General features: G+C 65.6%; 24 protein-coding genes and 1 pseudogene. 15 read left to right on the top strand and 10 right to left on the bottom strand.

Going from position 1 to position 22,255, the window contains the following annotated elements; translation table 11 throughout:
- Nucleotides 1-148: 148 nt before the first annotated feature.
- Nucleotides 149-1,267: a peptidoglycan bridge formation glycyltransferase FemA/FemB family protein gene (locus AB0M67_RS08450; protein WP_249951480.1), complete on the bottom strand. Its 1,119-nt coding sequence runs from the start codon at nucleotides 1,265-1,267 to the stop codon at nucleotides 149-151.
- Between the two features lie 111 nt (nucleotides 1,268-1,378).
- On the bottom strand, nucleotides 1,379-1,693 hold the full coding sequence (locus tag AB0M67_RS08455) for a hypothetical protein (RefSeq protein WP_365744003.1): 315 nt from the start codon (nucleotides 1,691-1,693) through the stop codon (nucleotides 1,379-1,381).
- Nucleotides 1,694-1,965: 272 nt separating this feature from the next.
- On the opposite strand from AB0M67_RS08455, the gene rpsF reads away from it, so the two are divergent.
- The 4 genes from rpsF (at nucleotide 1,966) to rplI (ending at nucleotide 3,669) form a co-directional block, all read left to right on the top strand.
- Complete coding sequence (gene rpsF, locus AB0M67_RS08460; RefSeq protein WP_006604399.1) at nucleotides 1,966-2,256, top strand: 30S ribosomal protein S6; 291 nt, start codon at nucleotides 1,966-1,968, stop codon at nucleotides 2,254-2,256.
- Between the two features lie 74 nt (nucleotides 2,257-2,330).
- Complete coding sequence (locus AB0M67_RS08465; protein ID WP_030354351.1) at nucleotides 2,331-2,924, top strand: single-stranded DNA-binding protein; 594 nt, start codon at nucleotides 2,331-2,333, stop codon at nucleotides 2,922-2,924.
- 43 nt (nucleotides 2,925-2,967) lie between these two features.
- Nucleotides 2,968-3,204: a 30S ribosomal protein S18 gene (gene rpsR / locus AB0M67_RS08470; RefSeq protein WP_003967857.1), complete on the top strand. Its 237-nt coding sequence runs from the start codon at nucleotides 2,968-2,970 to the stop codon at nucleotides 3,202-3,204.
- An 18-nt stretch (nucleotides 3,205-3,222) separates the two neighbouring features.
- The gene (gene rplI, locus AB0M67_RS08475) at nucleotides 3,223-3,669 is read left to right on the top strand and encodes a 50S ribosomal protein L9 (RefSeq protein WP_030354350.1); all 447 of its coding nucleotides are present in this window, start codon (nucleotides 3,223-3,225) and stop codon (nucleotides 3,667-3,669) included.
- 152 nt (nucleotides 3,670-3,821) lie between these two features.
- Here the strand turns inward: rplI and AB0M67_RS08480 are convergent, their stop codons facing one another.
- Nucleotides 3,822-5,159 carry an MATE family efflux transporter gene (locus tag AB0M67_RS08480; protein WP_365744005.1) on the bottom strand — a complete coding sequence of 446 codons (1,338 nt, stop codon included), beginning with the start codon at nucleotides 5,157-5,159 and terminating at the stop codon, nucleotides 3,822-3,824.
- Between the two features lie 422 nt (nucleotides 5,160-5,581).
- Here AB0M67_RS08480 and dnaB point away from each other — a divergent pair, with 422 nt between their 5' ends.
- Nucleotides 5,582-7,060: a replicative DNA helicase gene (dnaB, locus tag AB0M67_RS08485; protein ID WP_365744007.1), complete on the top strand. Its 1,479-nt coding sequence runs from the start codon at nucleotides 5,582-5,584 to the stop codon at nucleotides 7,058-7,060.
- A gap of 50 nt (nucleotides 7,061-7,110) precedes the next feature.
- Nucleotides 7,111-7,497, top strand: coding sequence for a VOC family protein (locus AB0M67_RS08490; RefSeq protein WP_365744009.1), 387 nt, complete (start codon nucleotides 7,111-7,113; stop codon nucleotides 7,495-7,497).
- Nucleotides 7,498-7,600: 103 nt separating this feature from the next.
- On the opposite strand, the gene AB0M67_RS08495 is transcribed toward AB0M67_RS08490, so the two are convergent.
- Nucleotides 7,601-8,566, bottom strand: coding sequence for an aldo/keto reductase (locus AB0M67_RS08495; protein WP_365744455.1), 966 nt, complete (start codon nucleotides 8,564-8,566; stop codon nucleotides 7,601-7,603).
- 193 nt (nucleotides 8,567-8,759) lie between these two features.
- Here AB0M67_RS08495 and AB0M67_RS08500 point away from each other — a divergent pair, with 193 nt between their 5' ends.
- The 4 genes from AB0M67_RS08500 (at nucleotide 8,760) to AB0M67_RS08515 (ending at nucleotide 14,185) form a co-directional block, all read left to right on the top strand.
- Nucleotides 8,760-10,508, top strand: coding sequence for a recombinase family protein (locus tag AB0M67_RS08500; RefSeq protein WP_365744457.1), 1,749 nt, complete (start codon nucleotides 8,760-8,762; stop codon nucleotides 10,506-10,508).
- Between the two features lie 567 nt (nucleotides 10,509-11,075).
- Entirely contained in the window at nucleotides 11,076-11,558 is a 483-nt protein-coding gene (locus AB0M67_RS08505; protein WP_365744459.1) for an HNH endonuclease signature motif containing protein, read from the top strand.
- A 1,328-nt stretch (nucleotides 11,559-12,886) separates the two neighbouring features.
- A complete protein-coding gene (locus AB0M67_RS08510; RefSeq protein WP_365744011.1) occupies nucleotides 12,887-13,201 on the top strand; it encodes a phage terminase small subunit P27 family in 315 nt (104 codons plus the stop codon).
- 48 nt (nucleotides 13,202-13,249) lie between these two features.
- Nucleotides 13,250-14,185 (top strand): major capsid protein, encoded by a 936-nt coding sequence (locus AB0M67_RS08515; RefSeq protein WP_365744013.1) that lies wholly within the window; start codon nucleotides 13,250-13,252, stop codon nucleotides 14,183-14,185.
- A 61-nt stretch (nucleotides 14,186-14,246) separates the two neighbouring features.
- Here the strand turns inward: AB0M67_RS08515 and AB0M67_RS08520 are convergent, their stop codons facing one another.
- The gene (locus AB0M67_RS08520; protein WP_365744015.1) at nucleotides 14,247-15,575 is read right to left on the bottom strand and encodes a tetratricopeptide repeat protein; all 1,329 of its coding nucleotides are present in this window, start codon (nucleotides 15,573-15,575) and stop codon (nucleotides 14,247-14,249) included.
- A 320-nt stretch (nucleotides 15,576-15,895) separates the two neighbouring features.
- Between AB0M67_RS08520 and AB0M67_RS08525 the strand changes: the two genes are divergently transcribed.
- The 3 genes from AB0M67_RS08525 to AB0M67_RS08535 all read left to right on the top strand — a co-directional run bounded on the left by AB0M67_RS08525 (nucleotide 15,896) and on the right by AB0M67_RS08535 (nucleotide 17,166).
- Nucleotides 15,896-16,162 (top strand): hypothetical protein, encoded by a 267-nt coding sequence (locus AB0M67_RS08525; RefSeq protein WP_365744017.1) that lies wholly within the window; start codon nucleotides 15,896-15,898, stop codon nucleotides 16,160-16,162.
- A 283-nt stretch (nucleotides 16,163-16,445) separates the two neighbouring features.
- Nucleotides 16,446-16,634, top strand: coding sequence for a hypothetical protein (locus tag AB0M67_RS08530; RefSeq protein WP_365744019.1), 189 nt, complete (start codon nucleotides 16,446-16,448; stop codon nucleotides 16,632-16,634).
- Between the two features lie 115 nt (nucleotides 16,635-16,749).
- Entirely contained in the window at nucleotides 16,750-17,166 is a 417-nt protein-coding gene (locus tag AB0M67_RS08535) for a hypothetical protein (protein ID WP_365744021.1), read from the top strand.
- Here the strand turns inward: AB0M67_RS08535 and AB0M67_RS08540 are convergent.
- Nucleotides 17,163-17,438 (bottom strand): winged helix-turn-helix domain-containing protein, encoded by a 276-nt coding sequence (locus tag AB0M67_RS08540; protein ID WP_365744023.1) that lies wholly within the window; start codon nucleotides 17,436-17,438, stop codon nucleotides 17,163-17,165. The genes AB0M67_RS08535 and AB0M67_RS08540 overlap by 4 nt on opposite strands.
- A gap of 316 nt (nucleotides 17,439-17,754) precedes the next feature.
- Here AB0M67_RS08540 and AB0M67_RS08545 point away from each other — a divergent pair, with 316 nt between their 5' ends.
- A complete protein-coding gene (locus AB0M67_RS08545; protein ID WP_365744024.1) occupies nucleotides 17,755-17,910 on the top strand; it encodes a hypothetical protein in 156 nt (51 codons plus the stop codon).
- Between the two features lie 318 nt (nucleotides 17,911-18,228).
- Here AB0M67_RS08545 and AB0M67_RS08550 read toward each other — a convergent pair.
- Nucleotides 18,229-18,552: pseudogene (locus AB0M67_RS08550) on the bottom strand (VOC family protein); the annotation flags it as partial.
- Nucleotides 18,553-18,648: 96 nt separating this feature from the next.
- Here AB0M67_RS08550 and AB0M67_RS08555 point away from each other — a divergent pair.
- Complete coding sequence (locus AB0M67_RS08555) at nucleotides 18,649-20,040, top strand: serine hydrolase domain-containing protein (protein WP_365744026.1); 1,392 nt, start codon at nucleotides 18,649-18,651, stop codon at nucleotides 20,038-20,040.
- A 157-nt stretch (nucleotides 20,041-20,197) separates the two neighbouring features.
- Here the strand turns inward: AB0M67_RS08555 and AB0M67_RS08560 are convergent, their stop codons facing one another.
- The 3 genes from AB0M67_RS08560 to AB0M67_RS08570 form a co-directional block, all read right to left on the bottom strand.
- Entirely contained in the window at nucleotides 20,198-20,650 is a 453-nt protein-coding gene (locus tag AB0M67_RS08560; RefSeq protein ID WP_365744028.1) for a GNAT family N-acetyltransferase, read from the bottom strand.
- A 166-nt stretch (nucleotides 20,651-20,816) separates the two neighbouring features.
- Nucleotides 20,817-21,683 carry a GNAT family N-acetyltransferase gene (locus AB0M67_RS08565; protein WP_365744030.1) on the bottom strand — a complete coding sequence of 289 codons (867 nt, stop codon included), beginning with the start codon at nucleotides 21,681-21,683 and terminating at the stop codon, nucleotides 20,817-20,819.
- Between the two features lie 5 nt (nucleotides 21,684-21,688).
- Nucleotides 21,689-22,231: a DUF2269 domain-containing protein gene (locus AB0M67_RS08570; protein ID WP_365744032.1), complete on the bottom strand. Its 543-nt coding sequence runs from the start codon at nucleotides 22,229-22,231 to the stop codon at nucleotides 21,689-21,691.
- Nucleotides 22,232-22,255: the final 24 nt, after the last annotated feature.

Raw genomic sequence — 22,255 nt, forward strand, 5'->3', positions numbered from 1 at the left:
ACCTTTCTCTCGGCTGCCGTGGATCGAAGAGATGGATGAACGAGGACGAGGAACGAGGGGGGAAGAACGAGGGGGGAAGGAAACGAAGAGGGAAGAACCGGCCGCCGCACGCAAACGCCACAGGCGGGACCGCCGGCCACCACCGCGGTCAGCGGCGCGACATATAGATGTCAAGCGCCTTGTGCAGCAGCTTGTTGAGCGGGAAGTCCCACTCACCGATGTACTCGACAGCCTCGCCGCCGGTACCCACCTTGAACTGGATCAGACCGAAGAGATGATCGGTCTCATCGAGCGAGTCGGAGATCCCGCGCAGGTCGTAGACCGTCGCACCCATCGCGTACGCGTCACGCAGCATCCGCCACTGCATCGCGTTCGACGGCCTGACCTCACGCTTGTGATTGGCCGACGCACCGTACGAGTACCAGACATGACCGCCGACGATCAGCATCGTCGCCGCCGCGACATTCTCACCCTCATGACGGGCGAAATACAGCCGCATACGATTCGGGTCCTCGTTGTTCAGCACCGTCCACATGCGCTGGAAGTACGACAACGGGCGCGGCCGGAAATGATCCCGCTCAGCCGTGATCTCGTACAGCCGCTGCCACTCACCGAGATCCTCATAGCCGCCCTGCACCACATCGACGCCGGCCTTCTCGGCCTTCTTGATATTGCGCCGCCACAACTGATTGAAGCCCTTGAGAACGTCATCGAGCGACCGGTTCGCCAACGGCACCTGGAAGACATAACGCGGCTGCACATCACCGAAGCCCGCGCCGCCGTCCTCCCCCTGCTGCCAGCCCATCTTGCGCAGCCGGTCGGACACTTCGAACGCACGCGGCTCGATATGCGTCGCCTCGACATCACGCAGACGCTTCACATCCGGATCCTGAATACCGGACTTGATCGCACCCGCGTTCCACCGGCGAATCACCACCGGCGGACCCATCTTCACCGAGAAGGCGCCCTGATGCTTCAAATGCGCCAGCATCGGCCGCAGCCACTCGTCCAGATTCGGGGCGTACCAGTTCAGCACCGGCCCCTCGGGCAGATACGCCAGATACCGCTTGATCTTCGGCAGCTGACGGTAGAGCACCAGCCCCGCACCGACGAGCTGGTCGTTCTTGTCGAACCAGCCCAGGTTCTCCGAGCGCCACTCCGTCTTGACATCAGCCCATGCCGGGACCTGGCAATGACTCGCCGCCGGCAGACTCTGGATATACGCCAGATGCTGCTCTCGACTGATGGTCCTCAGGGTCAGACTCATGCGGGGCGCTCCTCGGCAGGTGTGTCCCCATCGATACAGGGGCTCCGGCTCTCGCGCCGAAGCCTACTGTGCCGATGGAGCGCCCCGTCTGGCTGTGGGCGGAGCGTCCGGCTATCCGACGAGCCCACCGAACGGTCCGCCATGCGCCATTCCGAGGAAGAACCCGACCGCCGAGGCGCCGAGCCCGATGATGATCAGGAACCGTTCACGCGTTGTCACGGAGATGAACTGCCCGTACGCGCCCGTCAGGATCCCCACCAGCCCCGCCCACGAACTGAGCAGATGCAGATTGTGGAAGAAAGCCGAGACGAAGGCGAGAACGCCCAGTGTCAGCGTCACCGCTACCAGGGTGTCCTGGAGCGGATGACGCTTGCCGTCCGTGGAGAACAGAGAGGTGGCGGAGTTCGGTCGCATTGCCTGTGCCATCTGGCACCTCCTGGCCTTGCCGGAAGGCGGCGCATCGTAGCGCCGCGCACACCCGATGTGTACAGATTGCGTCCGCGGGCGGTCGGATTTCAACCGGAAGCCGGTCTGTGAGTAGTCTGTACGGTCTGCGGCGGTGTCTGCCCACGCCAGAAAACGATCCCCTCGCCCGGCGAGCCGGATTGTCGGTGGCGGCCGATACCGTTGCTCACGCATCACGACCCTCCTGCCACGGAACGACCGTGGCCGCTGAGTCCAAAGGAGGTGGGTTCCACATGCGTCACTACGAGGTGATGGTCATCCTCGACCCCGATCTTGAGGAGCGCGCTGTCTCCCCGTTGATCGAGAACTTCCTCTCCGTCGTCCGTGAGGGCAACGGAAAGGTCGAGAAGGTCGACACCTGGGGCCGTCGTCGTCTCTCTTACGAGATCAAGAAGAAGCCCGAGGGCATCTACTCGGTCATCGACCTGCAGGCCGAGCCCGCAGTCGTCAAGGAGCTCGACCGACAGATGAACCTGAACGAGTCGGTCCTCCGGACCAAGGTCCTCCGTCCCGAGACCCACTGAGCTCCTAGCTCAGAGGTCATCGGGTCCGAGCAGCAGCAAGCAGCCAGAAGCAATCCCCGCCGAGAGGTTCACCCATGGCAGGCGAGACCGTCATCACGGTCGTCGGCAATCTCGTCGACGACCCCGAGCTGCGCTTCACCCCGTCCGGTGCGGCGGTCGCGAAGTTCCGCGTCGCGTCCACTCCCCGCACCTTCGACCGCCAGACCAATGAGTGGAAGGACGGCGAAAGCCTCTTCCTGACCTGCTCGGTCTGGCGTCAGGCGGCGGAGAACGTCGCCGAGTCGCTCCAGCGAGGCATGCGCGTCGTCGTGCAGGGCCGACTGAAGCAGCGGTCCTACGAGGACCGCGAGGGCGTCAAGCGCACGGTCTACGAGCTGGATGTCGAGGAAGTCGGCCCCAGTCTCAAGAACGCCACGGCCAAGGTCACCAAGACCACCGGCCGCGGCGGCCAGGGCGGCTACGGCGGCGGCCAGCAGGGCGGCGGAAACTGGGGCGGCGGCCCCGGTGGTGGTGGCCAGCAGGGCGGCGGCGGAGCACCCGCCGACGACCCGTGGGCCACCAGCGCGCCGGCCGGCGGCAGCCAGCAGCAGCCGCAGAGCGGCGGGGGCAATGGAGGCGGCTGGGGCGGAAGCTCCGGCGGCGGCTACTCGGACGAGCCGCCCTTCTAGGGCGGGCTCGCACCCCACTTCTTGATCACACAGGAGAAACACCATGGCGAAGCCGCCTGTGCGCAAGCCTAAGAAGAAGGTCTGCGCATTCTGCAAGGACAAGACCCAGTACGTGGACTACAAGGACACGAACATGCTGCGGAAGTTCATTTCCGACCGCGGTAAGATCCGTGCCCGCCGCGTCACCGGCAACTGCACGCAGCACCAGCGTGATGTCGCCACGGCAGTCAAGAACAGCCGTGAGATGGCGCTGCTGCCCTACACGTCCACCGCGCGATAAGGGAAGGGTGACCGAATCATGAAGATCATCCTCACCCACGAGGTCTCAGGCCTCGGTGCCGCCGGCGACGTCGTCGACGTCAAGGACGGCTACGCTCGCAACTACCTGGTCCCGCGCGGTTTCGCGATCCGCTGGACCAAGGGCGGCGAGAAGGACGTGGCGCAGATCCGCCGCGCCCGCAAGATCCACGAGATCGCCACCATCGAGCAGGCCAATGAGATCAAGGCCCGCCTCGAAGGCGTGAAGGTGCGACTGGCCGTTCGCTCCGGCGACGCCGGCCGCCTCTTCGGCTCCGTCACCCCGGCCGACCTCGCCTCGGCGATCAAGTCCGCCGGTGGCCCGGAGGTCGACAAGCGCCGCATCGAGCTCGGTTCGCCGATCAAGACCCTGGGCTCGCACCAGGTGTCCGTCCGGCTGCACCCCGAGGTCGCCGCGAAGCTCGGCGTCGAGGTCATCGCCGCCTGAGCGAAGCGCTCAGCAGTACACGCGGAGGGCCGCATCCCCCAGGGGATGCGGCCCTCTCGTTCTCTCCGCGACTCCTCGATCCGAAAATCCTCGATCCGAGACCCGCGCGGCACCGGCCGTGTTTCACGTGAAACACGGCATGCGTTCTCCCATCAGCGGGTGGCACCTATGACCAGCCAGCGTCCCGAGCGGGTGCGCAGCCAGAGCGTCAGCATACGAACCCCCATCATCAGGCCCATCGTCCACCACAGAGCCGTCAGACCACCGCCCCCGGCGGGAACGAGCAGAGCGACCGGGGCGAAGACCGCGAGCGTCACCAACATTGCTCCCGCCAGATACGGGCCGTCCCCGGCACCCATCAGCACACCGTCCAGCACGAAGACGATCCCCGAGATCGGCTGAGTAACTGCCACCACCAACAGAGCTGGCAACAGCGTGTCCCGCACCACCTGGTCACCGGTGAACAAGGGGATGAACAGCGGACGCGTCGCCACGATCAGAACGCCGAGCACCACACCCGCCGCCACCCCCCACTGCACCATGCGACGGCAGACATCCCGGGCGCCCTGAGTGTCACCCGCCCCCAGATAGCGGCCAATGATCGCCTGTCCCGCGATGGCGATCGCATCGAGCGCGAAAGCCGTCAGGCTCCACAACGACAGGATGATCTGATGGGCCGCTACATCCGCGTCACCCAGACGCGCGGCGACCGCTGTGGCGATCATCAGAACCGCGCGCAGCGACAGCGTACGGACCAACAGCGGCACGCCGGCCTGTGCGCTCGCCCGTATCCCCGCCGCGTCGGGACGCAGCGACGCACCGTGCCGACGCGCTCCACGGACCACCACCACCAGATAGACGGCCGCCATGGCGCACTGTGCCAGCACCGTTCCCCAGGCGGAGCCGGCGATCCCCAGACCGGCACCGTAGACGAGCACGACATTGAGCACCGCGTTGGCACCGAACCCGCCGATGGCGACATACAGCGGGGTCCGAGTGTCCTGGAGCCCGCGCAGCACACCCGTGGCGGCCAGCACGACCAGCATGGCGGGGATACCGAGACTGGAGATCCGCAGATAGGTCACCGCATAGGGGGCGGCGGTGTCCGACGCCCCGAACAGACCGACAAGCCATGGCGCGGCGGGCAGCGTGACGGCGATGACCGCCGCGCCGAGCAGAAGTGCGAGCCAGATACCGTCCATACCCTGACGGATGGCGGCCTGGAGATCACCGGCGCCCACGCGCCGGGCCACGGCCGCGGTGGTGGCGTAGGCGAGAAAGACAAAGATGCTCACCGCGGTCATCAGCAGGGCTGCCGCGATCGCCAGTCCGGCGAGTTGGGGGGTGCCGAGATGGCCGACGATCGCGCTGTCCACCATTACGAAGAGCGGCTCGGCGACGAGGGCGCCGAAGGCGGGAACGGCGAGGGCGAGGATCTCGCGATCGTGCCGTCGGGGGCCTGTCCTGGATATCGCGGGAGCCTTTGTCATGCGCTCAATCTAATCTTCCACAGGTAAGTGACGCAATGCTACTGGGGTCCTTACTGGACTCCCTGGTGAAGGCTCGGCTGTGTGCCGTTTGTTCTGATCTTGGTCCAGTCGGGAAAGTTTTTCTCCCCCACAGTCGGTGGACGGAAAAACCCCAGCTCAGGGAGGGTGCGGCAGGGCTGCTATGAGTTTGTCCACAGTGCTGTCCCCCGGTCCGTGCACAGGATCGCGGGGGTTCTCCACAGCATCCGATCGGTCGTCCACATGGCCTGTGGATAACCAGATTGGCTGACGGTGCCCGTGGGCCTACCGTGGACCGGCGTCCGACGCGCCGGAACCGGAGTCAGGCCTCTCGTTTTGTCAGTGTCGTGCCGTAGAAAGAGTGGCACGGCGAGGTCCGCTGAGCGGACGTGAGGAGGTGGCCGGTGAGCATTCCCGAGCCATTGGACGACCCTTGGACCGACGCCGGTCCCAGTGACCGTCTGCCTGTCTCCCGGCAGCGCCGTGGGGAGAGTCAGGGCCGCGAGGAGCAGCACGAGCGCGGCCGGGACAGCGGTGCCTGGGACGGCGGTTCTCCCGGGTTCGAGCGGGTCCCGCCGCAGGATCTCGATGCCGAGCAGTCGGTTCTCGGCGGCATGCTGCTGTCCAAGGACGCCATCGCCGATGTGGTGGAGATCATCAAGGGGCATGACTTCTACCGCCCCGCGCACGAGACCGTCTTCCAGGCGATCCTCGACCTCTACGCGAAGGGGGAGCCGGCCGACCCGATCACGGTGGCGGCCGAGCTGACCAAGCGGGGTGAGATCACCCGCGTCGGCGGGCCCTCGTATCTGCACACGTTGGTCCAGTCGGTGCCCACGGCGGCCAACGCCTCGTACTACGCGGAGATCGTCCATGAGCGGGCGGTGCTGCGGCGGCTCGTCGAGGCCGGCACGAAGATCACGCAGATGGGATACGCCGCCGACGGCGATGTCGACGAGATCGTCAACTCCGCGCAGGCCGAGATCTACGCCGTCACCGAGCAGCGGACCAGTGAGGACTATCTGCCGCTCGGCGACATCATGGAGGGCGCGCTCGACGAGATCGAGGCGATCGGTTCGCGCAGCGGTGAGATGACTGGTGTGCCGACGGGCTTCACGGACTTCGATTCCCTCACGAACGGGCTGCACCCCGGCCAGATGATTGTCATCGCGGCCCGTCCCGCCATGGGTAAGTCCACGCTCGCGCTGGACTTCGCGCGGGCCGCGTCGATCAAGAACAATCTGCCGAGCGTGATCTTCTCGCTCGAAATGGGGCGCAATGAGATCGCGATGCGTCTGCTGTCGGCGGAGGCGCGGGTGGCGCTGCACCATATGCGATCGGGCACGATGACGGACGAGGACTGGACCCGGCTGGCCCGTCGTATGCCGGATGTGTCGCAGGCCCCGCTCTATATCGATGATTCGCCGAACCTCTCGATGATGGAGATCCGGGCGAAGTGCCGGCGGCTGAAGCAGCGCAATGAGCTGAAGCTGGTGATCATCGACTATCTGCAGCTGATGCAGTCGGGTGGTTCGAAGCGGGCCGAGAGCCGTCAGCAGGAGGTCTCGGACATGTCGCGAAACCTGAAACTGCTGGCCAAGGAGTTGGAGCTGCCGGTCATCGCGCTGTCGCAGCTGAACCGTGGCCCGGAGCAGCGTACGGACAAGAAGCCGATGGTCTCCGACCTGCGTGAGTCGGGTTCGATCGAGCAGGACGCGGACATGGTGATCCTGCTGCATCGCGAGGACGCCTACGAGAAGGAGTCGCCGCGCGCGGGCGAGGCGGACCTCATCGTGGCCAAGCACCGTAATGGCCCGACGGCAACGATCACGGTGGCGTTCCAGGGCCACTACTCGCGCTTCGTGGATATGGCGCAGACCTGACGCATGGAGCGAGTCGAACTGTTCCACCACGTTGACCGGGAGGTCCTGACATGGCCAGTAAGTTCACCGAGCTTGCGATCGACTGTGCCGATCCCAACGGTCTCGCCCGGTTCTGGTGCTCGGTTCTTGACTACGAGGTGCAAGAAGAAGGTGAGGGAGTTGTCATCATTGGCTCCCCTCTGGTGCCTGAGGGCAAGAGCCGCCTCGGCCCGGTGGCGCCGACCTTGACCTTCGCGCGGGTGCCGGAGGGCAAGACGGTCAAGAACAGGCTCCATATCGATGTCAACCCAACCGACAGGGACCAGGACGAAGAGGTCCGTCGCCTGCTCGATCTGGGTGCTCGATACGCCGACGTCGGCCAAGGCGATGAGAGCTGGGTCGTACTCGAAGACCCGGAGGGGAACGAGTTCTGCGTCCTCGCGGGCCGCCGCCCCTGATCGGGGTCTCCCGCGACGCGGGCGTCTCCCGCGACGCCGGCACGGTTCGCGTCGTGCGGCCCCGCCGTGGACAGCCGTCCGGTCGGGGCCGCGTCCGCGGGGGTCAGGCGTAGAAGTTGCGCTGCCAGCGGTGCTTGGCGAGCAGGGTGAGCTGGTCGGAGGTCAGCGGGTGTCCGTCGCTCACGGCGGTGTTGCGCTCCACGTTCCGTACGGTGCGCATGCCGGGGATGACGGTGGAGACGGCCGGTGCGCTGAGTACGTACCGCAGTGCGGTTTCCGCGATCTCGTCGGGGGCGATGCCCAGTTCGGTGGTGATCGCGTTGACGTGCTGCTCGACCTGGGCGGGACGGTCGTCGCGGAAGTAGCGGCTGCGGAAGTCGCCGTCGGGGAAGGTGGTTTGGGCCGTGATTCGCCCTGTCAGGCCTCCCTCGTCGAGGGCCACCCGGACGATCACGCCGACTCCGTGCTCCTGGCAGGCGGGAAACAGGGCGTCAGCCGGGGCCTGGTCGAAGATGTTGTAGATGACCTGCACGGTGTCCACCACGCCGCTGCGGACCAGGGCGAGGGCGTTGTCGGGCTGGTGGTCGTTGATGGATACGCCGAACAGGCGGATCTTCCCCTGCTGCTTCAGTTCGGCGATGGTCTCCAGCCAGTCGCCGCGGCCGACCCATTCGTCGCTCCATACGTGGAACTGCACTACGTCGAAGTGGTCCAGGCCGCTGACGCGCAGGCTGGTCTCCAGGCTGTCGCGGATATGCGTGCCGGGGAAGGCCTCCGCCGGGTCCAGTCCGTCGGGGGCGGGCCAGACGCGGTTCTTCGGGGGCACCTTGGTCGCCACATACACCTGGTCATCGGCCCGTTCGCGGACCACCTGCCCTACGATCCGCTCGCTCTCGCCGTAACCCCGGGCGGTGTCGATGAAGTTCACGCCCTGGTCGATGGCGCGGTGAAGTGCGCGTACGGACTCGTCCTCGGTGGCGCCCACCCAGCCGGACTCGCCGATGCCCCAGGCTCCGTAGCCGATCTCGGACACCGACAGTCCGCTGCGTCCCAACTCGCGGTAGTGCACAGTCTTCTCCACATCTTGGTTGGTGAGGTTGGTCGGTCAGGCCGCTCGTTCGGCGGCGCTGCGTTCCACGCAGAATTCGTTGCCTTCCGGGTCTCCCAACACTCAGAACTAGAGGTTCTGGAGTGTGGCCATGGTTGCATCGGTACTGGTCAAGGGCGAGAACGTAAGGAACTCTCTGGTCCCCACAGAGAGCATGACGACTCCTCGCAACCCCCTTGCCGGGACGGTCTACACCGAGACCCTTCGGGGTGTGCGGTGTGTCCGGCTCTCTGTACTCACCGACGAGACGACCAGCCCCGAGCGCCAGCGCGATGCCGACGACATAGCGGCGGGCGCGCTCAACATCGATTTCGGCGACGGTGACGACGGGCTTCGCGAAGCGGTCGACCTTGACGTGTCCGCGAGCAAGATTTCCCCGTTCGACCGTCCCGCGCTCGGCTCATGGCTCGCGCGCCCCGATGAGTTCGACGCGCTTGTGTGGTGGCGGTTCGACCGTGCCATCCGGTCCATGGGCGACATGCACGAGCTTGCCAAGTGGGCCAAGACTCACCGGAAGATGCTCGTCTTCGCCGAGGGCATCGGCGGGGGCCGGCTGGTGTTCGACTTCCGCAACGCCATGGACCCCATGAGCGAACTCATGATGATGATGCTCGCCTTTGCCGCTCAGGTGGAGTCGCAGAGCATCAGCGACCGGGTTACCGGCGCCATGGCAGCCATCCGCCGGATGCCGCTTCGGTGGCGGGGCTCGCGCCCCTCGTACGGCTACCTGCCCGCCCCGATGCCCGTAGAGCACGGCGGGAAGGGGTGGACGCTCGTACCGGACCCCGACGCCGTAGCCGTCATTGAGCGCATCGTGCGTGAACTCCTCGAAGGCGTGCCGGTCTCCCTGATCGGCGTGGGGCTCAACGTGGACAAGGTGCCGAGCCCACGCGATCACTGGGCCGTGAAGCAGAACCGCGCCAAGGGTGGCAGGACCGGCGGGGCGAAGGGCTCACACGTAGTGTGCGAGGTCTTCAAGTGGACTGGCGCGGTCATTACGCGGCTACTGCGTAACGAGAACTTGCTCGGCTGGAAGATGCACAAGGGCAAGCCCGTCCGGGACGACCAGGGCACCCCGGTCATGGCGACCGAAAACCCGATCCTCACCCGCGAAGAATTCGACCGCATCGGCGCCGTACTGGACGCACGGAGCATCGACAACCGCGAACGCAAGGACACCGACGCACTGTTGTTGCGGGTGATCCACTGCGATCACTGCGGGGGCCGCATGTATCTGTCCAAGCCGACCCGCAGGGGTGCCAGCGTGAGCAACTTCTACAAGTGCAACAGTTACGCGCGGGGTGAGTCGTGTGAGCTGCCCGCCAACATCCGCGCGGACTGGGCAGACAACCATGTGACCGCCGAGTTCCTGCGACTGGTCGGCCCGATCCAGACGAAACACGTGGTCGAGATTCCGGGCTACGACCCCGAGCCCGAACTACGCGCCACCCTCGCCGAGTTCGCAGAGCACCAGCAGCAGGAAGGGCGCCAGAAGTCCCGGCACGCGCGGCAGGCATGGCAGGAACGCGCGGACGCACTCGACAACCGCATAGCCGACCTGGAGACCCGCGAGAAGCGCGAACCGCAGCGCATCGTGACATCCACGGGCCGCACGTTCGCCGACGAGTGGGCGCACAAGGACACGGCCGGTCGCCGGGCCATGCTCGTTGAAGCAGGCGTTCGGCTGGATGTACGGCGGGGCGTTCGTGGCGGATGGCGGAAGCTCGACACGCGACGCGTGGACTTCACCATGTCCGGAGAACTGGACCCCGCAACGGAAGCCCTTGCCGCTGTTGCTGAGATCGTGGAGGCCGAAGCCAACGGCACAGACATCCCCCCGATGACCGGCAGCACGGCACGGCTTACGGAGCCCACGGCCCAGCGGATTCCGGCCCTCGCGTGACGGGATACCCTCGCCCGTAGACCGCACCGACATGGAGTGTGCGGAGTAGGCCCGGTGCCTAACAGGGACGACCCTGGGATGCAGTACGACCGGTCCGCACAGCCCCGGCAGTCCACGTGACCGCCGGGGCTTTCCCATGCCCGCACACGGACGCTCAGGGGCTCGGCGAGGGACAGCACGACCAGCGGGCGAACCCATGACGGTATGACGGTTAGAGGGTCTTTTTTTGTATGTACACAAAAAATAGAGAGAAAACCAAACCGGCATCCCAAACCGTCATCCCGTCATGCTCGGTGAGAGACCGGAACGGACCACGAGCCCGCCGCGAGCGGGTGCCTGGAATTCCTTGGTCCCCACAACACAGTGAGAGCGGGACTACCGCGCACCCCACCAGCCCGGAACGGGCGGACTGAGTGCCCACCCTCACCCGATGCTCTGCCCGTGCACCACGCACCCGCCAGGGGTGGCCGCAGGGGTCGTGAGGCAGAGCGCGGGGACCACACCGCCCACAAGTAGCCGCCCGTTGACCACGGGTGCCGAACGGGGTTGTAAGTCCGTGTGGTCCCCATGCCCCGCGAGGGGTTCCAGAGACAAGGAAGGGCGCCACAGTGCAGCGCGTACAGCGTGCGGGGCGCACACGGACGGGACGTTGGGTGTTCAGCCCGTCCACTGCCAGGACGACGACCAGGCCGACGAGAACGAGGGGGCGCCGTGCGCTGTATCGACTGCCCGGAGCCCGCAACGCACCGGAGACGCTGCAAGCATCACCATCAGGTCTACGAGAACCGGGCCTCGGTCCGTGCCCGGCGTGCTCGCCGCGCGGTGCTGGTCCGGGTGTTCTCGGGGGCCGCTCGGCTCCGGGCTCTGGTCGGTGCCCGTGGTGGTGCCCGCTGCGCACGGTGCGGGTCGGTTGCCCTCGCCGGCTCGGTCGACGTGGACCACGTGCGGCCCCTTGCCCGTGGTGGCGAGGATGCAGACCAGAACGTTCAAGTCCTGTGCCGTGCCTGCCACTTGGCCAAGACCGGCGAGGACTTCGCTAGCGCGTCGTGAGCCATGCCGCGAGACCGCTTCCTGTGGCCGTGGCGAGGGCCGCCACCAGCCATCCGGGGATGCGCTGAATCGTCAAGTGCTGCCCGCTGCCTCGTTTTTGGCGAAGTCAATATGAACCACATTGGATAGGCGAGTAGGCAGGATTCACTCGTTGGCCGGACCCCGTATATCATCCAGAGCCCGGCCTGTGCTCGGCAGGTACCTATGCCGCAGGCTTAACTGCTGCCCTCTCGCAGGCGATTTTGGCACCGTCGGCCGACATTCCACCGGCGCGAGACGTCAGAAGTTCCACGCACCTTTTCGTGTTGCCCTGCGCGCCGAAGTTACAGCCCACGACTCCAGCGTAGGCCAGCTCCGACGGGTTGTTCGTACCGTATGCCGCCAAGACGTCAATACATGAGCTGTAGGTGGCGTTCGCCGGGCCCGCACTGGCGATGATTCCACCGCTAGCCAACGCGAATCCCATAACTGTCATGGCAAGGGACTTGAGCACGCGCATATTTCTGCTCCCTGAGTTTTGAATTTTGCGATCCCACGAACCCTGACGCACAGGCGTATCCAATTGCCACGGTGCGGCGGAGTTTCACCCAAATAGGCCGTGCCGAAACGTTCCTCCCTCACCCATTCGGAGGTACCCCCATGCCCCGCAGACCCCGCCCCCCTTGCACTGTCCCCGGCTGCCCGGAGCTAACCGCCCGTGGCGGCCGGTGTCCTACTCACACCAGGGAAGCGGAAGCGGCGCGGGGCACGACCACGGCCAAGGGATACGGCGTCCGATGGGAACGCATCCGGGCGCGCTACCTCTACAAGCATCCGTGGTGCGTGCTGTGCTCCGTCGTTGCGACGGTTGCCGACCACTTTCCCGAGTCGCGCCGTTCGCTGGTCGCACGTGGCGTGCCCGATCCGGACGCGTGGTCCCGTCTCCGTCCGCTGTGCGCGTCGTGCCACAACCGCGAGACCGCGAAGCACCAGCCCGGCGGTTGGGCTGCCGAACGCGTCCAGCCTCGCCGCTCGTGACCCCGACCAGGGGGTGACCCCGCCACCTGCCCGAGAAAGAACGGCAGGGAGGCAACAAACTCGCACCGGTACTGAAACAGAATTTGGAGAGTCTTAACGGGCTCCCTTTCCTTGCAAATGAGGGAAGTATGGCTGACAGATATAGACCTAAACCCGCAATCCAGCGCGCACGCGAGGGAAACCCTTCAAAGACCGTGATCAGGGAAGGAATATTAGTACCGCGCGCCGTCTTGTCCGAACCGAACTGGGTAGAAGTCTTCCGATTCTCGCGTGACTCCGCTGTGGAATCAGCGAATGTCCGCTGTCGTGACGTGGCTTCACAGGAATGGCGGCGCGTGGTTCCCGTTCTGGAAGTTGCGGCCGGAATCGGTGAGGTGGACCACACCACCGTAAAGGACCTGTGCGTGTGCGTGGCCCGTATCGACCAGGCGGAGCGGGACCTTTCAGAGCGCGGGCTCTTGGTGACCGCCGAGCGCGGAACGGTGAAGAACGGCGCTGCCACCATCGCGGCGCAGTATCGGACACAGCTTGCCCGATACATTCGAGAGTTGGGTCTTTCGCCGAGTGCCCGAGCCGCTATTGCGGTACCGGAATCCGATGATGACGACTCGGATATCTGGGACTGATCATCACCGACTCGTCAACCGAACTGAAAACTAATAGGAGAAATATCTATGGCTCTTACCCTCGCCGAATCAGCCAAGCTCACTCAGGACATGCTCAAGCTCGGCGTAATCGAAATGTTTGTTCAAGAATCACCGATCCTCGATCGGCTGCCGCTTATCGACGTCGAGGGGAGCGCGTACGAATACAACGAGGAATCCAAGCTTCCGGGTGTTGCCTTCCGTGCGGTGAACGAGGCATATCCGGAGAGTGTTGGTGCGGTCAATCAGCGGATCGAAACCCTTGCCATCCTCGGCGGTGATGCGGATGTCGACAAGTTCATTGTCCAGACACGAAGTAATCTCAATGAGCAGCGTGCAATTCACACGCAAATGAAGATCAAGGCTGCATCGATTCATTTCTCCGATCAGTTCTTCAACGGTGACATCATGGTCAACCCGAAAGGTTTTGACGGTCTCCGGAAGAGGCTGATTGGTTCGCAGGTGGTCGATGCTGGTGGAGCCGCCCCTGTAGCGGATGGTTACGCGTTCTTTGACATGCTGGATTCCCTGGTCGGGCGGGTTCGCGGACTCAGTGGATCGAACGGAGCCATCTATACCAACAGTGAAATAATTGCCAAGATCAAGTCTGGATTTCGACGGCTCGGAGGCAGTGAACTCCTCATGAGCGAGATCGGGGGGAAACTTGCTCCTACGTGGAACGGGGTTCCCCTTCTGGACGCCGGCCAGAATCTCGACGGAACAGACGTAATCCCGCTTACCCTTGGCGAGAACGGCAAGGAGACCTGCGACATGTACGCCGTCCGTTTCGGCACTTCGGAGGCGGACACCGGGATAACTGGTCTCACCAACGGCGGAGTTCAGGTAACTGATTTGGGTGAGGCCCACGAAAAGCCGGTTTATCGAACCCGGATTGATTTCTACTGTGGACTCGCCATGTTCGGCGGTAAGGCCGCCGCTCGCCTTACCGGAGTCCTGAACGGCTGACCGCATCACAGAGCCCCGCACTCATCACCCTTCGGGGCGGCGAGTGCGGGGATTTCTGTGTTCAGTGCCTGACGCTGGGCAACGCCCTTTCGTAAACTTCCCGCGCTACTGGATTGGATCGATAGGGTTGAAGGCGGCGATTGATACTTGCAACAAAGCCGTCCACTGCCCCCGATTGAACTCCAGGATGTTCTTCAAGCACCTGACTCCACGTACTGCAAGACAATTCCAAATGGCCTAGCTCTAGCTGCCTTTCTGCCAGCATGGAGCGGAAGCGCAATTCGGTCACCCGAGAGTCAGTCGGCGCTCTCAACTGAAAGTGCATCTCAAGGGAATCAACACTACCGGCCACGTCCCCCAGTGAGTAGCGAACTTGCGCGGTATGGTACGCCAAAGTGGCTGGGGTGTAACCGCCCAATTGAACCTTTCCACTTCCAGCCGCATCCATTGATCTTTCTGTTTCTCCAATACTGCGCAATGCGGCCGTACGATCACCCGAAAGGGCATAGCTATGCGCTTGCTGACCTGCCATGAAAGCACGCATGAGCGGTCCCGTCATTGGGGCTGCGGCGGCGGCTGCATTTGCTAGACGAGTGGCGGGAGCACCATGCCCCAGGTCCGCAGCTTGAACCGACATACCCCGGAGCACATGGCAATACGTGAGGTAATCACTGCTCGCACCCGCCAATTCCAATGCCTTGGTGTAGTACCTCTGCGCCAAGCCGTGAAGTCCCTCATCCACTGCCATCCACCCGGTGATATAGCACAGGAATGCGGCGGCAGTCATCATCGCTTTGCGTGCTTCTTCGGAAGCGTCGGCGCGAAGGTACGGAGCTACGGTATTGGCTAAGAATGCCGCTGCCATCGGGCGAGAGATTCGACCGCCACGCTTGTTGTAGATGTCATTCAATTGGTCTGTCATCTCGGCGACAAGGTCGACTTCGGGCATCCCGATACGCATTGTCGAGCCGGACTGCACGGATTCCATTCTTCCTATGACATCCGGCCAGTCAGGGATTGCCAGCGCGACAGAGAACAATCCTGCGCCGATGACGCTACGACGTCCGGGCAACATGTCAGCGGCCCCGAGGTCAATAAGCGCGTCTACAGTGGTGGTATCTCTGGCGTCATCAATAGGCGGCGGGAACCCTGCTTCGGCATGGGTGATCGGTCGGCCCAACTTGCGCGAAAGGGCTTCCAAGACCAACGGGCGTGTCGACTCCTTGGGCATGTGGCCGTTCAACCACTGGTGGGCGGAGGGTTGTTGGTACTTGGTCGGTGTCCCTCGCTCGGTGCCGATGCGATTGACCCACTGCGCGAGTTGGCGCATCGTCCACCCGCTCTCGCGGTACAGCCGCTCAAGTGCTGTGTTCGGCTTCGGTGCCCCCACTGTGCCCATCCCCTCAGCAGTCTTATGGCTCTTATGCCTTCACGCCCTGACAAGCGTAGCGCCGTGCGTGATCGGGCTGTTGCGTAGAGCGAACGCTCACTCCGAGCTGGAAGGGATCACAGTGATGACCGAGTCGGAGGTACCCGCCGTTGGGGCCCTCGTGGTGGATACGGGGCATGGCGGCCGGGCCGCACCGTGTGCCGAGTGTGCGGAGCGGGAACGGGCCGAAGCCGCCGCCAGCAAACGGGTGATCTCAGTGCGGCAGTTGACCAACGTGTGCTGCTCGCCCGGCACCGCACGGCGGAACACGGAGCGACGGCGTGATTCGTCTGTGGGTGTGGCTCGTCCTCGCCGCGGGCGCCGTGAACGTCCTGTTGCGGCTTCGGTTCCCACGGCTTGTGTGGGCGCTCACGACGACGTCCGGTGAGCGCCGGGCGCTCATGTCCGAGCTGCGACGGCTTGAGTCCGATCCGCTGTTTGCCGCCGAGTGGCGCACGGCTCTCCACACGGAGTGGGATCAGCGTGTCTTTGACAGGGCGGTCGCCGAACTCGTGCGGAGCGTGACCTACGGACAACTCGAACGGTGAGCATCACCATGCCGTCCGGCATTCCGCACCCCGACGTGTTCGGCGGGTTTCCTTCGCCGGCTGGGACGGACGACGGCAACAGGTGGGTGTGGGGGCCGTGCTGGGGATGGTGCGAACGCCCGTGGGCGCGCGTGCTGTGGCTCGGCCCCGCACAGACGGCGGGAAACGTCGTGGCCGATCTCTACTACTGCGGACCGTGCGTCGGGCGACTGCACGAACGGATCGTGAATCACGCACGCGGAGCCCAACCACACTCCTCAGCCACGCGAAAGGCATGAAACGCATGACGGACAACCCACCCGTGATGGTGGCGGGCACGGTCGGGGACGAGGTACTGACGGTCCACAGACTGCGAGTTGTGGACAAGCGGACCCGCAGAGCGGTGTGCGGGGCAGGTGATCCGAACGGCGTGACCGAGGTGTGGCTCCGCGCCGTGAACTGTCCCGCGTGCCTCGCCACCGACAGCGAATGAGACCCCCATGCGGCCACGGGTGACTCATCCGCCCGACATGCCAACGGGCCCGTTCGCGCGTCGCATCCACGCACGGACGGGGCTCACCCCCCGTTCAGCCCGGAAGGAAGACCACATGGTCCAGTGCACATCAACCGCCCTGTTGCCGCCCCCGGACCACATTGCCGAGCAAGCCACAGCCGAACGCCCCGCCGAGCCCGGCTACGTTGCCTGTGAACTCGGCAACGCTCACAACGACGACGACCACGCACAACTGCTGTGGACTGAGGACGAGCGCGGCGGGGCAATCTGGGCGCGCTGGAACACGAGCAGCACACGTATCGAGTTCCTGCCGTGGTGTGGCGTTCGCAACCCCAACCGGGACGAGGCATGCGGACTCTTCACAGCCCATTCCGCCGGGCACTCGTGGGAAGTCGTGGACGCGACCCGCGAGGCGCTGAAAGCCGTTCTGTCCCGCCAGTACCCGCACCTTTTCCTGACACACGACTGCCCGAACCCGCTCCCTGACGACAGCACTCCGGAGTGTCCCTAGTCGTCCCGGCGCTCGTCCCCATCGACGGGCTCGCTCGGCTCCGCAACGTAGGTCCCTCGTTGCGGCACGGTGTAGACGTACCCGAGTTCCCGCAGGTGTCGCACCGCACGCCGTGCGGTGTCCCGCGCGACTCCCCAACGCTGTGTGAGCGCCGACTCGGAAGGGATCGGCCGGTTCACCGCGAGTACGCCTGCCTTGATGTCCCGAATGATCTCGGCAGCGATCTGCTGATACGGCGGTGTCGGGGCGTCGTAGTCAATCGTCGGACTCATGAGGAGAACCGTAGACAACCGGATACGCCAAGATGCGTGCACATACGTAGGTAAACGTGGGTAGGGGAGCTGTTCTACCGTCGAATGAAAACGCCCCGAGGAACCGGGCCTAATCGGTTCCTCGGGGCTCCGCCGAAACAGCTAAGTAGGAGCTGATCGACTTATGCGTGACCCTATCGTCCATGCCCTGATGTGGGCGCTGCGTCTCGTACTTCCAGCCCGTGGACGCCACAGTGCACCGGCCACCTTGCCGACTCCCGAGCCCGCCCACGTGTCGCCCTGGTCCCGCCCCTGGACCGCCCCGTCATCACGGGACGTGCGAGCGATCTTCAAGGACGACCACACGCGAGAGCTGCCCGAGCTACAGCGCGAACGGGCCTACGCCGCCGCATTCGCCCGGCTCGGCGTGGACTACGACTACCCGACAACGCCGCTCGGCAGCCTCGTACAGCGTGAGCGGTTGTCCGCATGACCCGCGACGAACAGACAGCCGCACTCACCACAGAACCGAGCCCCGCCCCGTCAGGCGCACGCTGCTGCCGCTGCCGCAACTGGACGCACGCGCCCGTCCCCGTCCGATGGATCGAGCGCCCCAGCGGCACCGGAGTGACCCTGTACGCCTGCCCCAGCCACGCCACAACCCTCAACCCCGGCCCCCTCCCCGGAGAGCTGGACAACCCCGCATAGCCCCTCACGGACAGCAAGCAGCCCCGCACGGCCAACTGCCGTGCGGGGCCCTGTCCTTGGCGTTGACGTGCGCGTATGCTCAGAACTGGTAGTGAGAAGTGTTGGGGTCCGCGAGGGTGACCCAGCCCGTGCCGTCGGGGCGGCGGTGGTCGCCCACGAGGGTGGCGCCGAGGGTGAGGAGGCGGTCCACCTCTTCGTCGCGTGTGCGGTCCTGGGGCTGGAGATCCAGATGGACTCTGTTCTTGGTGGATTTGGCCTCGGGCACCTGGATGAACAGCAGCGTGGCGCCCTCTGACGCGAGGAGTGCTTCCGGGTCGCCGGGATTGTCGTCGTCCGCCAGCGAGGCGCCGAGGACCTTGGCCCAGAAGCTGCCCAGGGCGTAGGTGTCGGCGCAGTCGATGGTGATATGGCGTACCAGGGATGTCATGCGGTCACTCTGATCATTCCGGCCGTTTCTGTCCAGGGTGACGCCGTGGAGCGAAATGAAGTCGACCGGGCGGGTTGTCGCCGGTAGATGTGGAGCATGACCTCTTCTCCTGAACAGTTGCTGCCCAGTACGCGTCGAGCCCTGTTGCACCGCATCGCCCGAGCTCAGGCCGAGGGCCGTGCGCCGTCACTGGTCGGTGCGGTGGCGCGGGGGGGGCGAATGGTGTGGACGGGGGGCCGTAGTTGCGTGGAGGGTCATGCTCCGGACGCGGATACGCAGTACCGGATCGGGTCGATCACCAAGACGTTCACCGCCGTTCTGGTGCTGCGGCTGCGTGATGAGGGGCTGCTCGATCTGAATGATCCGCTGGAGAAGCATCTTCCGGGCACCGGAGTGGGCGAGGTGACGGTCGCTCAGCTTCTGGGGCACAGCGCGGGGTTGAGCGCGGAGGCTCCGGCCCCCTGGTGGGAGCGGACACCGGGATCACTCCGCCCGGAGCTCGCGGATGTCCTCGGCGAGCGGCCGGTGCTGCACCCGGCGGGACGGCGCCACCACTACTCCAATCCGGGCTTCACGCTGCTCGGCTCGCTGGTGGAGGCCGTGCGTGGGGCGTCTTGGGAGGAGGTGCTGAGGCACGAGGTTCTTGAGCCCCTGTCCATGAACCGTACGTCCGCGCTGCCGGTGGCTCCGCACGCGGGCGGCTGGGCTGTGCATCCCTGGGCCGATGTGATGCTGCCCGAGCCGGTGGAGGATCTGGGTCTGATGGCCCCCGCCGGTCAGCTCTGGTCGACGGCCGCCGATCTCTGCCGCTTCGCGGTCTTCCTCGCGGAGGGGGACGAGAGGGTCCTGAGCGCGGAGTCCGTGCGGGAGCTGCGGACGCCGGCCGCGCCGCCCGAGGCCGGGGAGTGGAACGGCGGTTACGGGCTCGGGACGCAGCTTGCCCGATGGGGGGACCGGACGCTGGTGGGGCATACGGGTTCACTGCCCGGTTTTGTCGCCGGCCTGTGGATCAGCGTGGAGGAGGACGTGGCCGCGGTGGTGCTGGCCAATGTCACCTCGGGGCCGTATGTCGGGGTGATCGCGGCCGAGCTCATCGGCATTGTGGCGGAGGCGGAGCCGCGGATCCCCGAACCGTGGCGTCCGCTGCCCGAGGCCGACCGGGCACTGCTGGATCTCACCGGGCCCTGGTACTGGGGCACGCAGCCCTTCGGGCTGAAGTGGTCGTCGGACCGGGGCCTGGAACTGAACCCGCTACGAGGCGGTGGGCGTGGTTCCCGCTTCGTGGTGCAGCCGGATGGCGACTGGAGAGGTCTCGATGGCTACTACGCGGGGGAGACCCTGCGGGTTGTGCGTCGCCCTGACGGTTCGGTGAGCCATCTCGACCTGGGGTCGTTCGTTTTTACGCGCGAGCCGTACGGGCCGGACGACGTGGTCCCCGGGGGCGTGGACCCGAAGGGCTGGCTCGGCCTCGGGGACTTCGCAGAGTAGGGAGACCATGATGTTTCACGTGAAACCGGGCACACCGGTCCGTCGGCGCCGGAGCACGTGCGGCTCCGAAACCGCAAGCCTGGAGGCGGCTTCGAAGTGCGGTACCCGTTGGACATGAGTTCGCTCTGGTGATCATGGAGACGGCGAGGATGCGGTCTCAGATACTCATCTTGAAACCGACATGCGAGGCGCTGAACCCGAGCCGCTCGTAGAAGCGGTGGGCGTCGGTGCGGCTGGCGTCGGAGGTCAGCTGGACCAACTGGCAGCCCTGGCGGCGGGATTCGTCGACCGCCCACTCGATGAAGCGGGTGCCCAGTCCGCTGCCACGCTCATCGGCGTGCACGCGTACGGCCTCGATGATGGAGCGGGTCGCGCCGCGCCGGGAGAGTCCGGGGATGATCGTGAGCTGGAGGGTGCCGATGATCCGGCCGTCGAGCTCGGCCACCACGATGTGCTGGTTCGGGTCGCGGGCGAGTCGTTCGAAGGCCTCGGTGTACGGGGTGAGGTCGTCGGGGGACTCGCGCTGGGCGCCCAGGGGGTCGTCGGCGAGCATCGCCACGATGGCGGGGATGTCGTCGGGGGCGGCGGGCCGTATGTTCAGATCGCTCATGATCCGCAGAGTACGCCGGAGGGCGGCGCGGGCCGGACGAGGGCCCCGGCCGGTCTCAGGGCTTTCGGGGATGCCCAGCGGTGCCGTGGCGCCTCGTGGCGTCTTGTGGAGCTCCTGCGGTGCTCCTGTGGCTTTCGTGCGGCCCTGGTCGATCGGTCGGGGAGGCTCAGCCGGTCGCCATGTTCAGTGGTGCGAACCGCCGGAACCGGTCGCCGGGCAGCTCCCGGTCGCCGTATGTCATGAGCGTGGTGAGGGTGACCGAATTCAGGCCATGCTCTTTGAGCCAGTTCAGCAGTTCTTCGTGGCCCGGGTCGATGACGGTTCGAATCGGTCGGTCGGAGCCCGCGACCAGTCCGCAGATCAGTGCTTTCGCTGTCTCTGTGTCCCGGGCGATCAGGGGGCCGATGGCATCGGCGCCCGCCGACGGCCAGACCGCCGCGTATCCGATGAGGGTGGAGCCCTCCTCCGCGACCCTGAGCCGGTCGGCGAAGGCGGGGAGCCGCGCGATCAGGTGAGTGCGGTCTGCTCCGAAGACTTCGGTGTCCAGGCGTACGAGGGCCGGCAGGTCGCTGGCGGACGCGGGCCGGGTGGCGATCCGCGGCGGGTGCTCCGGTGACCGGAGGTGTCCGAGGAGCGTCTCGGCTTCGCCGATATCGGTGAAGCCGAGCTTTTCGTAGAGCGGACGTCCGAGCGGGGTGGCGTAGAGAGTGAGCTGCGTGCTCCCGGCCCCCTGCAGTATGTGGTTCATGAGCCGCCGCCCGAGCCCCTGGCGGGCGTGCCGTTCGGCGACGAGCAGCATGCCGATGGTGGCGAGCTCCGGGTGGTCCATGGGGCCGTACGAGGTGACGACACATACGGCAGCCAGCCCTGTGCCCGCCGGGTCGTCGATGCCGTAGGCGGTCCCCGCCGAGAGCAGCAGACCCCATCTGTGCTCTTCGCGTGCCCAGCTGCGATCCTCGGCGAGGTCAGCGCAGGACTTGAGGTCGCTCATGGTCAGACGGCGGATCGGCTGTGCGGCGAGCGGTGTCGACATAAGGATCAGGCTGTCGGAGCCGGTGATCGTTCGTCCACCGCTTTACGAGAAGTGATACGACGGGATGGGGCCCCGCGCCGCAGACGCCGGCCGCGCCGTGTGAGTCCCCAGGGTTTGAGTACGGAGATCGCTGTCATGAAGAGGTAGGCACAGCTCGCCACGGTGGGTGCGGCGACGAGGCTGCTGTTGGGGAGCCCGGTAGCCGCGGCGTCGCTGATGGTCGGTCGCAGGGCGAAGACGGTTGCCCCGAGGGTGATCAGGGTGAGCCAGAACTTGGTCCACACCCAGCGGTGTCGGGCCAGACCCCAGGGGGTTCCGAGTGAGAGCAGCACTCCGCTGATGAGGGCGAGCAGGGCGATGGGGATGATCAGCCAGTCGGCGAAGATCTTCATGGCGCGATAGGCGGCCTCTGTGGTGGTGGCGTCGTTGGTGAGGTAGGCGGTGACGCCGAGGGTGAGGAGGCCGAGGGTGAGTCCCAGCCAGCTCACGGATGTGGCGACATGGGCGACGAGGAGGGTCCGGCGCACGGGCCGCTTGAGTTGTTTCACGTGAAACACGGTGCCTTGCGGCGG

Source organism: Streptomyces sp. NPDC051662 (genome assembly GCF_040681655.1).
In the GTDB taxonomy this organism is placed as follows: Bacteria; Actinomycetota; Actinomycetes; order Streptomycetales; family Streptomycetaceae; genus Streptomyces.